The organism is Verrucosispora sp. NA02020, assembly GCF_013364215.1.
GTDB lineage: Bacteria > Actinomycetota > Actinomycetes > Mycobacteriales > Micromonosporaceae > Micromonospora.
The window spans coordinates 797753-811450 of sequence record NZ_CP054923.1 but is presented as its reverse complement, the minus strand read 5'-3'; the positions used below and the strand labels follow the sequence as shown (position 1 = coordinate 811450).

Here is a 13698-nt window from a genome sequence, read left to right as displayed (position 1 = left end):
TGGGCGATCACCTCAACCGCTGTGGATCGGAGTGGTCGGTCGGACGGTTCGCGGGCGGGTCGAACTCCGGTTCGGGATCCTTGCGGTCGTCGGAGCGCAGCACGGTACGCAGCCGGAACACCGACAGCACCGTCACGGCCACCAGCACCAGGCCGATGAGCACGAAGATCGCCACCTGGCCACCGCTGGTCGACGATCCGCCGTCATCGGCGGACGGGCCGTTCGGGGCAGCCGCCCCTCCGTCGTTCTCCATCGCGGCGCTCACCGAGGTGAACGGGTCGATGACGCCGTCGCCGTAGGAGGCGGGGTCCTCCGGGGTGTCGGCGGTCCGGCTGGCCGTGCTCCGGATCCGTTCGGTCACCTGAGCGGCCGAGAGGTTCGGGTACGCGGAGCGCACCAGGGCGGCCTGGCCGGCCGTGTAGGCGACCGCGTACTGGGTGCCGCTGCCGACGAAGTCACCCGCTCCGCCGATGCCGAGGCTGGCCACGTCCACGCCGGGGGCGACGACGTCCACCCCGCCGGCGCGGTAACTGTCCGCCATCTTGCCGTCCCCGCCGATGCCACCGACCCGCAACATGCCCTGCTCCGGCAGCCCCGACTCCGGGTCGCTCGACTCCAGGTCGGCGGCGGACACCACCACGATGTCGTGCTTGACGGCGGTGGCGATCGCCTCGGCGACGGCCGGGACGTTGGGGTCCACGTACGACCCGAGCGCGATCACGGTGGCACCGGCGGCCACCGCCACCTCGATGCCGGCCGCCTGGTCCGCCGGCTGCGCCTCGGCCTTGGTGGTGACCACCCGGATCGGCATCACGGTCGCCTCCGGAGCCACCCCCGTCACCGTGCGCTTCGAGCCGGACTGGGCGATGGCGATACCGGCCATCGCGGTGCCGGTGCCGAGGCAGTCGACGTCGCCCCGGCCGCTGCCGGCCACCACGTCCATGCCCTGGGTGACCCGGCCCCGCAACTCGGCGAGGCTGCCGTCCACCCCGGAGTCCACGATCGCGATCATCTGGCCCTCGCCACGGCTGCGGGACCACGCCCGCTCCGGCGACATGCGCCGCTCCGCCCAGTCCGCGCGGTCCTTGTCACCGCGCTTCGCGGCCGATCCGCACTTGGCGCCCCCGGCACCGGAGTTCTTGGTGCCGCTCGGGCTCGGGCTCGGGCTGGGGCTGGGGCTGGAGCCGATGGTGGGGCGGATCAACGGAGTACCGGCAGGTGGCGCGGCGGACGCTCCCGGTGACGGTGAACGGGTGCTCGGGGGTGCCGGAGACGGCAGCGAGCCGTACTCGACCCCGCTGCCGACCGCGTCCCACGGCAGCACGAGCTGCCAACCGGCGCGCAGCTGACTCGGGTCGGTGAGGGCGCCGCCGCCGGACTGCGCCCGGCCGACGTTCAGGTTGAAGATCTCCTCCGCGCGGTCCCGGCTGCCGAGGAAGCGCTCGGCGATGTCACGCAGGCCCTCCGGCTTGCCCACGTAGGTGGACTCCACCGTGTAGTACTTCACGTACGGTGCGGCCTGGGCGCGGGCCGGGAGGACGGGCAGCGCGGCCAGCAGTACGCCGAGCACCACCACCACATACCGTCCCACCCGTGACGGGTACCGGCTGACCAACATCTCCCTCGCCCCCTCGTCGTGCCCGTCCCGGTGCGGACTCACGACTCCACGACGGTCCCGGCGGCCGTGTCGTTCAGCCGCCGCGTCGGGAGTTTGGCGGTCACGCCGCCAGTTCGGCGGGCTCCCCGATGATGCCCCGGGCGGCGCGCAGAGCGTAGAACGACCGCGACCGCACGGTCCCCTCCGGGATGCCGATCCGGGCCGCCGCCTCGGCCACCGTCACGTCGCCGTAGTAGAGCTCGACCAGCACCGCCCGGTGTTCCGGGGTGAGCTTGCGCAGCACGTCTGCCAGGGCGAACCGGTCGAGCAGGCCGTCGAACTCGTCGTCCGGCGAGTGGGCCCAGGTCACGTCCATCCCGTAGACCTCGGTCGGTCGGGCGGCCCGGGCGCGGGCCACGTCGATCGAGAGGTTCCGCGCCACGATGAACAGCCACCGGCGGATCGTGGCGTCGTCGGCGGGCAGTTCGCTCAGCCGGGACCAGGCCCGCAGCATGGTCTCCTGCAACAGGTCCTCGGCGAGTTGGCCCTGTCCCCGGGTCAGCCGGAGAAGGTAGTAGTACAACGGCTGGGCGTTCGCCGCGAAGACGCGACGCATCCGGTGATCGAGGTCGGCATCCGCCTCGACGCGCTCCTGCACACCCACGTTGGCACCCATCGTTGCAGCCCTCCCCAGGACCGGACCTTTCCCCAGCACCGCTCAAACGGGACGCTAGTGATCCGGGCCGCGGGCGGCGTGAGCCGAAGGACTCAGTGGGGCCCAGGTCTGGTCCCGGCGGCGCAGTCCGGCCGGGTCGGGACGGCGCTACCCCTACCGGGTCGGGGCGGTGCTGCCCGGCCGGGTCGTGGCATCGGCCCGGCTGGCGAGGAAGTCGGCCAGCGACATCTCCGGCTCACCCACCGTCCGCCAGCCGAGCCGGCCCGCCGAGAGCAGCCGTACGACCTCGACCTGCTCGTTCGCCTCGCGTGGCAGCAACAGACTCACGCCGGCCTCCAGCATCGATCCGGCCGTCGAGTGGATCTGCGGCAGGTCGCCGATCTGCGCCACGGTCGCGCGCACGTCGACGGCGCACCGCCACGGCACCCGCACCTGCACCAGCAGCCGCCCCCGACGGGCACGCGGCCGGTTGCGCAACAGCACCAGGCCCTGACTACGGGTCGTGGCCTCGGGGTCGCGCACCAGCGCATAGGCGAACGCCTCGGCCTCGTACGGCCAGCGGGGCAGGTCGGCCGGCAACCCCTCGATGCCGTGCCCGGCGCCGGTGCAGCGCATCGCCAGCGGTGGAGTCGCCGGGGCGACCGGCTGCTCCACGTACCGCCCGGAGGCGTCGACGCCGTAACCGGCGACGAGCTCGGTACGGCCCAGCAGACCCCCCGGGAGCAGGTACGACTCGTCCCGGTCGACGAGCAGCTCGTGCAGGGCCGGTGGCTCGTGCACGGTGATCGAGGACATGTCCACCGCGCCACCGGCGAGGACGCGTACCCGCAGCAGGTGTTCGTCCGCCCGCAGCGCGGCGGGCACCGGCGGGCGGAGCGTGCCGACCAGGAACAGGTTCGGGGTGGGTGCGCCGGTGCCGGTGGCGTCGGTGGGCGAACAGCCGGCGACGACGTACAGCTCGACCGGCTCGGCGTTGACCGTCGGGCGCTCGGCGATCCAGTAGATCGCGTGCGCGACGGGCCGCCGGACGGTGCCGAGCCGGGGCGCGGCACTGACCGGAAGCTCGGGCCCACCCGGCGGGGCGGGGCGGTCGGGACGCCCCCCGGCGTCGGAGCGGGGACCGGCGTCGGAGCGGGGATCCCGGGCCGGACCGGCGGTGGAGGGCAGTCCCTGCTCGTAGCCGACCCCAGGGTCGGAAGTCGGAGCGGGAGCGGTGCTCTCCTCCGGCCGGGTCGTCGGCGCCGGCCCGGCGATCGGACGCGGGCCCGCCGCCGGCCCGACCACCGGTCGCGGTGGCCCGACCTGCCGCTCGACGCGCCTCGGCTCGGTCCGATTGGGCTGGGCCCAGCCCCCCGCCCGTGCCTGCGGTGGAAGCGGCGGCACGGGCGAGGACCGCTCCGGATAGGAGTCCGCCCCGGTGGGCGCGGCGGTCGACGAAGGGGCACCCGCCTGGGCGGCCGGGGACGGAGGAACCACCGGCGAGGCGGCCGGAGACAGCGGGACCACCGGCGACGGGGGAGGCGACGCGGGGGCCGTAGAGGGCACGATCGGCGACGAGGGGGCCACGGCCGTCGAATCCGGCGCAGCCGGAGCCGGTCGCGGCGGTGCCGGTCGGAACGGTGACGCCGCCGGGGCCGGAGGCGGGGCCGGGGACGTCGGCGCGGGCAGCGGCAGGACCGCGTGCACCGGGACCGGGGACACCGGGCCGGACGTCGCCGCCGCAGGGCGTCCCGTCCACGGCGACCCCGGGTACGCCCGGACGTCGGACGCCGAGGGCGAGGTGGACAGAGCGGGCTCCCCCGCCTGCTGCCGGTCGATCGAGGGCGTCGCCTCGGACGCGGTGCTCCGCTCAGCGCTGTCCGGGACAGCGGCGATGCTCTCCGGCGCGCGGGAAGGGGCGTCGGCCGAACGGCCGGTGACGGCAATGCGATCGGTGCCGGCGACACGATCGGTGCCGGCCGGACGGCTGCTGCTCTCGGCCGTCACCAGCACGCCGTCGTCGCTCTGCCAGCGTCGCTGCGAGTCGTCCAGGTCGAGGCGCTGCCAGTCCACTGGACGGCCCCGCTCGTCGACGGCGCGGGCCGTACCGTCGACGCTGTCGAACGCGGCCTCCGGCGGCAGCACCCACACCTCGGCGCGGAGTCCTTCCACCAGCCGGCTGCCGTAGCGGCGGACCCCCGCCTCGGCGGAGGCCGGATAGCTCGCCAGCAGCAGCAGGTCCTCGCCCTGCCAGCCGGCCGTGCGCAGCATCCGTTGCAGCACCCGTGGCCCGAGCGCGTGCGGCCCGGAGTCGGCGTACTGCACCGCCCACCGACCGTCGTTGAGGATGGTCAGATCGATCCGGAACAGCCCGTGCTGGGCCCGCAGGCTGCTGTACCGCGAGTTCATCGCCCGCTGGCGCGCGGGCGCGACGCTGACCAGGGGCGCACCCGGATAGGGGGTGACGACCATCCGCCCGGCCGGGGACAACCGACCGTCCTGGTCCGGTTCGAAGCGCGGTGAGGCGGCCATCGGCGGCAGGTAGGTACGCCACTCGGCCGGACCGCCGGCGCGGTCCACCGCGCTCAGGTCCTGGCAACTCTCCAGGATCTCCAGGGCGGCGGTACGCTCCGGGGCCCACACGATCGCCCCGGTGTTGTCCGCGAACGCGGCCAGGTTGGCGTGCAGCCGCTGCCGCTCGTCCGGGTCGGAGGGCCAGTGCAGCCACATCCGGATCTCACTGCCGTAGAGCGGCACGTCCGACAGGGCGGCGGCGAGCTGACGCCCACCGGTCACCTGGTAGGAGCCGGTGTAGTCGCCGACCACGAAGCCGCCGCCCCGGACGGACACCCCGATCGTGGTCAGTTCCGGGTGACCCGGGGCCAGGTCCACCGCAGCGGCCCGGCGGGCCACGAAGTCGGCCCGGGTGGCGAGCGTCAGCCCGCCGGGCAGCGGCGCGGCGACGACACCGGACCGGGGCCGCAGCACGCCGCCGGTCGTCTCGTACCAACCGGGCAGCCCGGTGGCCATCGCCGGGGGCTGGACGACGAGCCACTCCGCCGGCCGCCCGGTCCGGGCGTCCACCAGGCTGGGCTCCGGCTCGCGGTCCCCGTCGTACCGCAACATGCTGCCGGCCGGGCTGATCAGCACGTCCCGCCCGAGGATCCCGGCCAGCTCGGCGAAGACCTCCGCGTGTTCCTCGCCACCGTCCATCATGATCCGGACGTCGTCGCCCGCCCCACCGCCCCGGCGGACCAGGTCGGCGAGTTGTCCGGCGTCGAGCGGCGTCCCGCTGCCCCGCAGCGCGACCGGCAGCCCGTCCGGGCCGGTACGCAGCCAGATGTCGTAGAGCCCGTCGATGCGCCGGTGCTCCGGGCGCGCCCGGGCAGCCGGTGTCGGCGGCGGCCTGCCGGTCATGACGCTCGTCCGTTCCTCGATGTCCCCCCTTGCACGTCCTCTCAACGGACGGCGGTACCTGGTTTTCTCAATCCGAGGTCGGCGAGTCCCCGCCATCACCGCACTGAACACGGCGAGTCCCGCGTCCGTCGTGTGATGCACCGGGCAGAGAAGGGGTACGGCGATGGAACAGGATCTGGGTACGGTCGCGATCGTCTGCGACCAGCCGTTGTCGCGGGTCGGGATGGAGCGGCTGGTGCAGGACGAGCCGGGCCTCGCGCTCGGCCCCTCGGTCGGCTCGGTCGGCGAGTTGGAGCAGGCCGGACCGGCCGACTACCGGGTGATCTTCATCGACCTGCCGGCGCTGCCCGGCGCGAGCGTGCTGGAGCTGATCGGGAAACTCGCCACCCGTGGCGCCCCGCTGGTCTGCGCCACCTGGGAACAGCCGCCGGGCCTGCTCTCCGCCGTCCGGGCCGGGGCCCGAGGCGTGATCACCCGGTACGCCGAGCAACCCGACGTACGCCTGGCGTTGCGCGTGGTCGCCACCGGTGGGCTGCACATCGGCGCGGAACTGGCCGACCGGTTCGCGGCCGATCTGTCGCGCCCGGCGGACGCCGACGAGAACGGACTGGCCCCGCGCGAGGTGGAGACGCTGCGCTGGATCGCGCTCGGGCTCACCCATGCGCAGATCGCCACCCGGATGGGGCTGTCCCAGGCGACCGTGAACACGTACGCCAAGCGGATCCGGGCCAAGCTCAACGTGACGAACAAGGCGGAGCTGACCCGGATGGCGATCGAGTTGGGTCACGTGACCCAGGGACGCGTGACGCACGGTCGGCTGACCCACGGGCACCTGTCGCACGGCTGGCGCGCCGCATCGTAGTCCACTCCACTCACGACAGCTCGACACCGGGCTCCTCCGTCGGCCGCACCGAGATCGACCAGCGCGACGGCGTCACCTCACCGAGCACCACCGGCACCTGCACTCCGGCCGTACGCAGCTCGCGGGCCACCCGTCCGTCGCCGTTGGCGAGCCGGGCGCAGATCACGATGCCCGGAGTCGGCGACGGCTCCACGTCGGACAGTTGTGCCACCCGGCTGCATCCGTTCGGCAGCGACTCGCCGAGGACGTCCCCGACCACGGTCACCTCGTTGCCGTCGGCCAGGGCCTGCCGGATCAGCCGGCGCGCGTAGCGCTGCCCGTCGGGCAGGTTGCCGGCGACGGTCAGCACGTCCGGGCAGCGGACCAGGTCGACATAGAGCCGCCAGCCGTCGCGGTCGCCGAGCAGCAGCGGCATGGTGGCGGCCGGCGGTGCCTCACCCGGGCCGTACCAGCCGAACGGCGCTGCCGCCCCGTCCCGGGCCCCGTTCAGGGAGACACTCAGCTTGAGCCCTTCGGCCCGCAGGTCGGCGCTGAGCTCGGTGGCGTCGTCAGCGACCTCCGGTCGACGCGGCCCGGCGGACGGCTCCGGCAGGGGTGGTACCGGGGACGGCGACGGCGTCCGGCGCGGTAGTTCCGGAGAGGGCGGCCCCACCGGCCGTAGACGGCCGGCGAGCGACGGTCGCGCCGGTCGTTCGGGTGCGGTCGGCCGTTCCGGTGCCACCGGTCGCTCGGGCGCCGTCGGCGGGAGGTACGCGGCCCGTGACGTGGCGGTCGCCGGATACGGGTCCACGACCGGCGGTGCGGAGGAGTGCGCCCCGGCCAGCACCAGCTCGCGCTCGGCGTCGGTCGGCGGCGGGCCGGGCCGGGCCGGGTGACCGGGTACGGGTGGCGCGTCCGACGGCGCGGGCGGGTCGGAGAGCGGCGGCGGGTCCGACAGGGGTGGCGGGGCGGCGGACACCGCCGGTGCCGTGGCGCCGCGCGCACCACGCCCACCGCGGAGCACCGCCACCGCCACCGCGAACAACATGACGGCCGCGAACACCCCGATGGCCTCGAAGACGGGGGCGCCCTGCCGTCCCGGAGTCGACAGGTCCCGGGGCGCGGGCGGGGCCGCCTGCGTCGCCACCGGGTACTCGTCGTAGACGCCGGGACCGCTGGCGTCGGCGGGCAGCGTCAGCACCCAGCCGGGTTTCAGGACCATCGGGTCGGTGAGCTGCCCACCGTCCGGCTGCGGACGGCCTTTGGTCAACTCGAAGATCTCCAGGTGCCGCCGGCCGGTGCCGAGGGTCCGGGCCGAGATCTCGTACAGCGACTCGCGCTGGCCGGCGATCGGTTCACCGACGACGTAGTACTTGGAGCCGGCCGGCGTGTCGGCCGGGGCGGCGTGGACCGGCCCGACCGGCCCGAGCACGGCCAGGGCGGTCAGGCACACCACGACGATCCGGCGCAGCCCTCGCACTGTTCCCCTCCCTCTTCCGGCTCACTACCTGCCGGCGGCCGTCACCGGCCGCAGGTGGCACGTACGGCGGAGACCGCGAGTCGCGCGTCGGCCTCGCCCGCCGCCCGCGCCGTCACGCGTACCGCCAACTCGTTGGTGCGCAGCGGGAACGCGCCGACGTCCACCCACCGCCCGGTGTTCTGCGCCTGGTTCATCTCGAACTCGGCGTACGCGGCGCCGCCGCGACCGGCCAGCACCTCGTAGCGGACGCTGGTCACCCAGGTGCCGGCGCCGGACGTGCCACGCGGCACGTACACCTCGACTCGGCACTGCCCGCCGGTGGACGGGACGAACCACCACTGGACCGACTGGTCGGCGTCGTTGCTGATCGGCAGTGTCTGGAAGGTACCCCGACAGCCGCCCTCGGACCATCCGCCGTCGGCCACCGTACGCCACTGGTCGGTCCGTCCCTGCACGTCGAACCCGTGGTCGTTGGTGGTGTCGCAGCCCCAGCCCGCCGTCGCGACGTAGCCCGGGTCCGCCGCACCGGCCTTGGATCGTGGGCTGATGAGCTGCCAGAAGATCCCCACCACCAGGGAGATCAGCATGCACACCGCGGTTACCGTGATCAGCGTCGGTAGCCTGACCGACAACCGGTCGCTGGCCGGCTTCGACCCGGCGTGCTCGACGAACGCGGTGACGAAGTCCGACCGCCACCGCACCGCCCGCCGGGCCGGCGTCTGCGTCGCCTCGGTGGGGTCCACGATCGGTTGTTACCCGGCCAGCCTGCTGATCGACTCGGTCAGTAGCGTCATCCGCTCGGCAGCCTGCACGCGCAACTGCTCGGTCCCGTCCCGCAGCGCCGCCAGCACCAGGTCGGCCAGTTCGTCCGCGTCGCAGGTCTCCATCACGCGCGGGTCGATGTACACCGCCTGGAACTCGCTGTCGGCCAACGTGACCGTCACGCCCCCGCCGGCCGCCGACCCGACCACCTCGGAGTTGCTCATCGACTGCGCCAGCTCGGCGACCTCGTGCTCAAGCGCCTGGGTCCGAGCCAACATCTCGCTGAAATCCGCCTGCCCGCTGACCACAGCAACCCCTCCCTCGCCGATCCGCCTCCGGACGACCGCGCACGGCCGTCGGCGACGATGGCCCCAGCCTCGCAGGACACACGGAGCAGCCGGTAGTCCCTCATCCGGCACCCACCCCGGCAGGGCGTGGCACCGCACGCTCATACGGGGGCTATGCCGACGTCCCGTAATGGGGACGCCACCCCTCCCCTTCCCCGGCTCTCGTCCGTACCCACCGGTGTGCCGCCTCTGCTCTGCTTCACTCCACGCAACACATCCGGCGAATTGCCCGCCGTTGAAGCAGATATTCGGCCACCGCCGCGCCACGTCTACTTCGCGCGCCACGTCTACTTCGGGTGTCGCCCTGTCGAGCTGAACCGTTCACGCCGTCGGGCAGGGTGATTCGTTGCCGCTATCAGCTCGACAGGCCCCGAGACGGACCGTGAGCCCGTGCTCGTCGTCGCCGGCCGACGGTCGTGGCTGCCGATACCCGGCAAATCCACGCGTCCACGTCACGCCGGCCCTCCCACGCCGTCCACGTCACACCGGGGCGGTCACGCCGGGGCGGTCACGCCGGGGCGGTGTCGGGACCGTCCTGCTCGGGTGTCTCCGGGACGGGCGGCGGGAGCGCGACCTGGATCAGTCGGCCCGGTTGGGACCGCTCGACGAGGCTTCCTCGGCCGGGTGGGCGGGCGGCGGCACGCTCGTTGCCCAGCACGACGCCCTCTCGGCTGTCGCCGGAGAGGATCAGGCCACTACAGCCCATCTCCTTGACCCGGTTGAGCAGCGGGTCGGCCATGGCGCGGGCCATGCCGCTGACCCGGCGGGCGAGCACCAGGTGCAGGCCGATGTCGCGGGCCTGCGGCAGGAAGCGGGACAGCGGGGCGAGCGGGGCCGCGGAGCCGGTGGGCAGCAGGTCGTAGTCGTCGGCCACCACGTAGATGTCCGGCCCCTCCCACCAGTCCCGCTGGCGTAGCCGCTGCGGGCTGATGCCGGCCGGTGGCAGCCGCTCGGTGAGCTTCGCGACCACCTGCTGGACGTAGGCGCTGGCGGTGTCCGGGTCGCCGGCGTAGGCGGCCAGGTGGTCCTGCGGCACGGCGTCGAGCAGGGAGAGCCGGGCATCGAGCAGCACCACCCGCGCGTCCCAGGCGGACTGGCGCGCGCAGAGCGCCGCCAGCCAGGTACGCAGGGCCGTCGACTTGCCGGAGCCGGCATCACCGAAGACGAGGAAGTGCGGGTCGTCGCGGATCAGGTCGACGGTCACCGGCTTCAGGTCGGACTCGCCGATACCGATGGGTACGGCGGTCGGGGCGGCGTCCGGCGGCGCGGGTACCTCGGCGGCGTCGATCCGTGCCGGAAGCAGGCGTACCGGTGGGGCCGGGGGGCCGGACCACCCGGCGGCGATCTTTCCGAGTACGTCCTGCTGGGCCGCGCGTAGACCGTCGATGCTGTCCTGGCCGTCCATCCGGGGCAGGACGAGCTGGAAGTAGACGCCCGGCAGGCTCAGCCCCCGGCCGGGCACCTTCGCCGGCACCCGGGCGGCGAGCCGACGGTTCACCTCGGACTCGGCGGGGTCGTTGAGGCGCAACTCGATCCGGGTGCCGATGCTGTCCCGCAGGGCGGGGCGGATGTCGTTCCACCGGCCGGTGGTGATGATCAGGTGTACGCCCACGCCGAGTCCACGGGCCGCGATCTCGTTGATGACCGGGTCGGCCCAGTCGAACTCGGTCCGTAGCGCGCCCCAGTTGTCGACGAAGAGGAAGACGTCGGCGGCGCGTACGCCCTCGGGCAGTTTGCCGGCGCGGCGAAGGTCCCGCAGGTCGGCGATGGAGTCCAGACCGAGGGAGCGGAGCAGTTGCTCCCGTTCGCTGATCAGCGACCGGACCTCGACGATCATCCGGCTGACCAGGTCACGATCGCTACGACCGGCCACCGAGCCGACGTGCGGCGCCTCGGCCATCGTGTGCAGCGTGCCGCCGCCGAAGTCCACGCAGTAGAACTGCATCTCGTCGGGGCTGTGGGTGAGCATCCCGGCGAGCATCAGGGTCCGCAGCAGCGTGCTGCGCCCGGTCTGCGGTGCGCCGACGATCGCGATGTTGCCGTGTGCCCCGCCGAAGTCCATCATCAGCGTTTCCTGCTCCTGCTTCAACGGCAGGTCGAGCAGGCCGATGGGCACGGACAGCGAGCCGGTCATCGGCCAGTGCTTCGCGCTGTAGCCCCGGCCGGGGTGGTGGGCGACCGGGCCGAGCAGGTGGTCCAGGGCGAGCGCCTTCGGCAACGGCGGCAGCCAGACCTGGTGCACCGGGCTGATGATCGAGGTGAGCCGGTCCACCACGATGCCCAGCTCGGTCTGGCCGCCCCGCTCCGCTGCCGGTGGCGGCTCGTCCAGCTCTTCCTCGGTCATCCGGGTCAATCCCCGCAGCGGGAACTGCGCGACGGTGTTGCGGGGCTTCGCACCGCTGGCCCGTTCGCGTTCCTCGGCCGAGACGTACCCGGCCGACACGTGCGCTACCCGGAACCGCTGGTAGATCGACTCGTCCACCTTGAGGTACGCGGATCCGGGGATCGGCGGCAGGTTGTACGCGTCGGTGGTGCCGATCACCGTACGGCTCTCGCTGGCGCTGAACGTACGCAGGCAGATGCGGTAGGACAGGTGGGAGTCCAGGCCCCGCAGTCGCCCCTCCTCCAGCCGCTGGGTGGCCATCAGCAGGTGCATGCCGAGGCTTCGACCGACCCGGCCGATCTGCACGAACAACTCGGCGAAGTCCGGCCGGCCGGAGAGCAGTTCGCCGAACTCGTCCACCACGATCAGCAGGTACGGCAGCGGGTCGAGCGGACGACCGTCGGTGCCGACGGCACCCTCCGCGCGGCGGCTCTGGTACTCGCGTACCGAGTCGATGTTGCCGGCGTCGCGCAGCATGCGTTGCCGGCGCTGCTGCTCGCCCATCAACGCGGCGAGCACCCGGTCGATCATCGCGGCGTCGTCGGCCAGGTTGGTGATCAGACCGGCGACGTGCGGCAGCCCGGTCAACGGGGCGAAGGCGGCGCCGCCCTTGAAGTCGATCAGCACGAAGCTGAGCAGCTCCGGCGGGTGGGTCAGGGCCAGGCCGGTGACGAGCGTCCGCAGCAACTCGCTCTTGCCTGAGCCGGTGGCGCCGACGATCAGGCCGTGCGGGCCGGAGCCGCCCTGCGCCGACTCCTTGATGTCCAGCACCAGCGGATGGCCGTCCCCGTCGGTGCCGATCGGGGCGCGCAGCAGCCGTGGGTCACCGGCACCGATCCAGCGGCTGGTGATCTCGGAGTTCATCGGGTCACCGCCGAGCACCATCTCGGTGAGCGAGACGGTGCGGGCGAGGACCTGCTCCCGTTCGTCGCTGAGCCGCAGCGGTGCCAGGGTCCGGGCGACCAGCTCGGCCATGCCCAGACTCACCCGGTCGACGTGGCAGTCGGTGGCGGGTGTGACGACCAGGTCCGCCCTGCCCTCCGTGGTGAGCTGGCCGTCCGCTCCACACCGCAGCCGCAGGTTGACCCGGCTCGGTTCGTCGGACTCGCGCTGGACCAGGAAGACGAGCGTGATGCCGAGATGCGGACCGGCCCCGGCCAGCAGGGCGGCCATCAGCTCGCCACGCCCCCACTCGGAGAACGGGTCGAAGCTGGTGAACACCAGGATCAGCCGGGGCAGGGTCGGTCCGCCGGTGGTCGGGCGCCGGTTGCCCTGCTGGTCGAGGCGGCGTCGGAGTTCGGCCTCCAGGTAGTCGGTGAGCGCGGCGGGGCTCTCCCCGACCAGCGACAGCTCCCCCGCCTCGCCGCGCAGTTCCGGGTCGATGGTGTGCGGCAGCCACTTCGCCCACTGCCACTGGTCGTCCCCGCCGGCCTCCACCGCGACGAGCACGTCGTCCGGCGCGTGGAAGACGCTGACCTGGCAGAGCAGAGCGCGGGCGACCTCGGCGGTGGCCGGCGGTGGGCCGAGCAGGCTGATCACCCCGGCCCGGCCGATGTCGACCACCATCGGCTGCTCGGGTACCACGCCGAGTCGTTCCACCAGTCGTTCGGCGGCCTCCTGCGACTCCCAGTCGTAGTCGGTCAGCGGGTCGATCTTCGCGTCGAGTTCGATCGGGGTGGTCAGTCGGACCGTACCCCGGCCGAGCCGGACCTGGAGGAAGTCGGCGTCGTCGCGACGGCGTTCCCAGACGCGGTGGCCGCCGACGCCGATCGACCAGAGCCGGGCCGGTTCGGGGTTGGCGAGCGCGGAGGCGGCGCGTTGCGCGTTGGCGCTCTGCCGCGCCTGGTCCCGCACGAGCCGCAGGTGGCTGCGGTACCGGCGGCGCTGTTTGCGGGCCGTGACCCCTCGGGTACGCCGCTGTCCGAGGAAGAGGAAGACGACGGCGGCGATCGAGGAGAAGAAGAAGACCGAGCCGAGGATGATGGTCGCCGGCTGCCCGAAGCTGACCATGTACGCGGCCATGCCGACGCTGCTGATCAGCGGCAGGACCAGGTTCCAGGCGTGCGAACCGGTCGAGGCGTCCGGCACCTCGGGGGGTACGGGCAGCACGATCCGGTCCGTCGGCAGCGCCGGAAGGATGTGACGGGCCGGACGGTGGAAGGCGACCCGGCTCATCCGGCCACGCTCCGCTCGTTCATGTCCTCCACGACGGGCCG

8 protein-coding genes are annotated in these 13698 nt (G+C 73.4%); 1 reads left to right on the top strand and 7 read right to left on the bottom strand.

The window, feature by feature from the left end; genetic code table 11:
* Nucleotides 1-7: 7 nt before the first annotated feature.
* From HUT12_RS03520 to HUT12_RS03510, 3 genes are all read right to left on the bottom strand, one after another.
* On the bottom strand, nucleotides 8-1591 hold the full coding sequence (locus HUT12_RS03520) for a S8 family serine peptidase (RefSeq protein ID WP_254876707.1): 1584 nt from the start codon (nucleotides 1589-1591) through the stop codon (nucleotides 8-10).
* Nucleotides 1592-1718: 127 nt separating this feature from the next.
* Nucleotides 1719-2273, bottom strand: a complete 555-nt coding sequence (locus HUT12_RS03515) for a sigma-70 family RNA polymerase sigma factor (RefSeq protein WP_131055982.1) — start codon at nucleotides 2271-2273, stop codon at nucleotides 1719-1721.
* A 153-nt stretch (nucleotides 2274-2426) separates the two neighbouring features.
* Entirely contained in the window at nucleotides 2427-5669 is a 3243-nt protein-coding gene (locus HUT12_RS03510) for a hypothetical protein (protein ID WP_176092459.1), read from the bottom strand.
* A gap of 163 nt (nucleotides 5670-5832) precedes the next feature.
* On the opposite strand from HUT12_RS03510, the gene HUT12_RS03505 reads away from it, so the two are divergent.
* Nucleotides 5833-6531, top strand: a complete 699-nt coding sequence (locus HUT12_RS03505; protein WP_131051007.1) for a response regulator transcription factor — start codon at nucleotides 5833-5835, stop codon at nucleotides 6529-6531.
* A gap of 10 nt (nucleotides 6532-6541) precedes the next feature.
* On the opposite strand, the gene HUT12_RS03500 is transcribed toward HUT12_RS03505, so the two are convergent.
* The 4 genes from HUT12_RS03500 to eccCb all read right to left on the bottom strand — a co-directional run bounded on the left by HUT12_RS03500 (nucleotide 6542) and on the right by eccCb (nucleotide 13657).
* The gene (locus HUT12_RS03500) at nucleotides 6542-7990 is read right to left on the bottom strand and encodes a hypothetical protein (protein ID WP_176092458.1); all 1449 of its coding nucleotides are present in this window, start codon (nucleotides 7988-7990) and stop codon (nucleotides 6542-6544) included.
* A 41-nt stretch (nucleotides 7991-8031) separates the two neighbouring features.
* Complete coding sequence (locus HUT12_RS03495) at nucleotides 8032-8733, bottom strand: hypothetical protein (RefSeq protein ID WP_176092457.1); 702 nt, start codon at nucleotides 8731-8733, stop codon at nucleotides 8032-8034.
* A gap of 9 nt (nucleotides 8734-8742) precedes the next feature.
* Nucleotides 8743-9030: a YbaB/EbfC family nucleoid-associated protein gene (locus HUT12_RS03490; protein ID WP_161594869.1), complete on the bottom strand. Its 288-nt coding sequence runs from the start codon at nucleotides 9028-9030 to the stop codon at nucleotides 8743-8745.
* A 577-nt stretch (nucleotides 9031-9607) separates the two neighbouring features.
* On the bottom strand, nucleotides 9608-13657 hold the full coding sequence (gene eccCb / locus HUT12_RS03485) for a type VII secretion protein EccCb (protein ID WP_131051003.1): 4050 nt from the start codon (nucleotides 13655-13657) through the stop codon (nucleotides 9608-9610).
* Nucleotides 13658-13698: the final 41 nt, after the last annotated feature.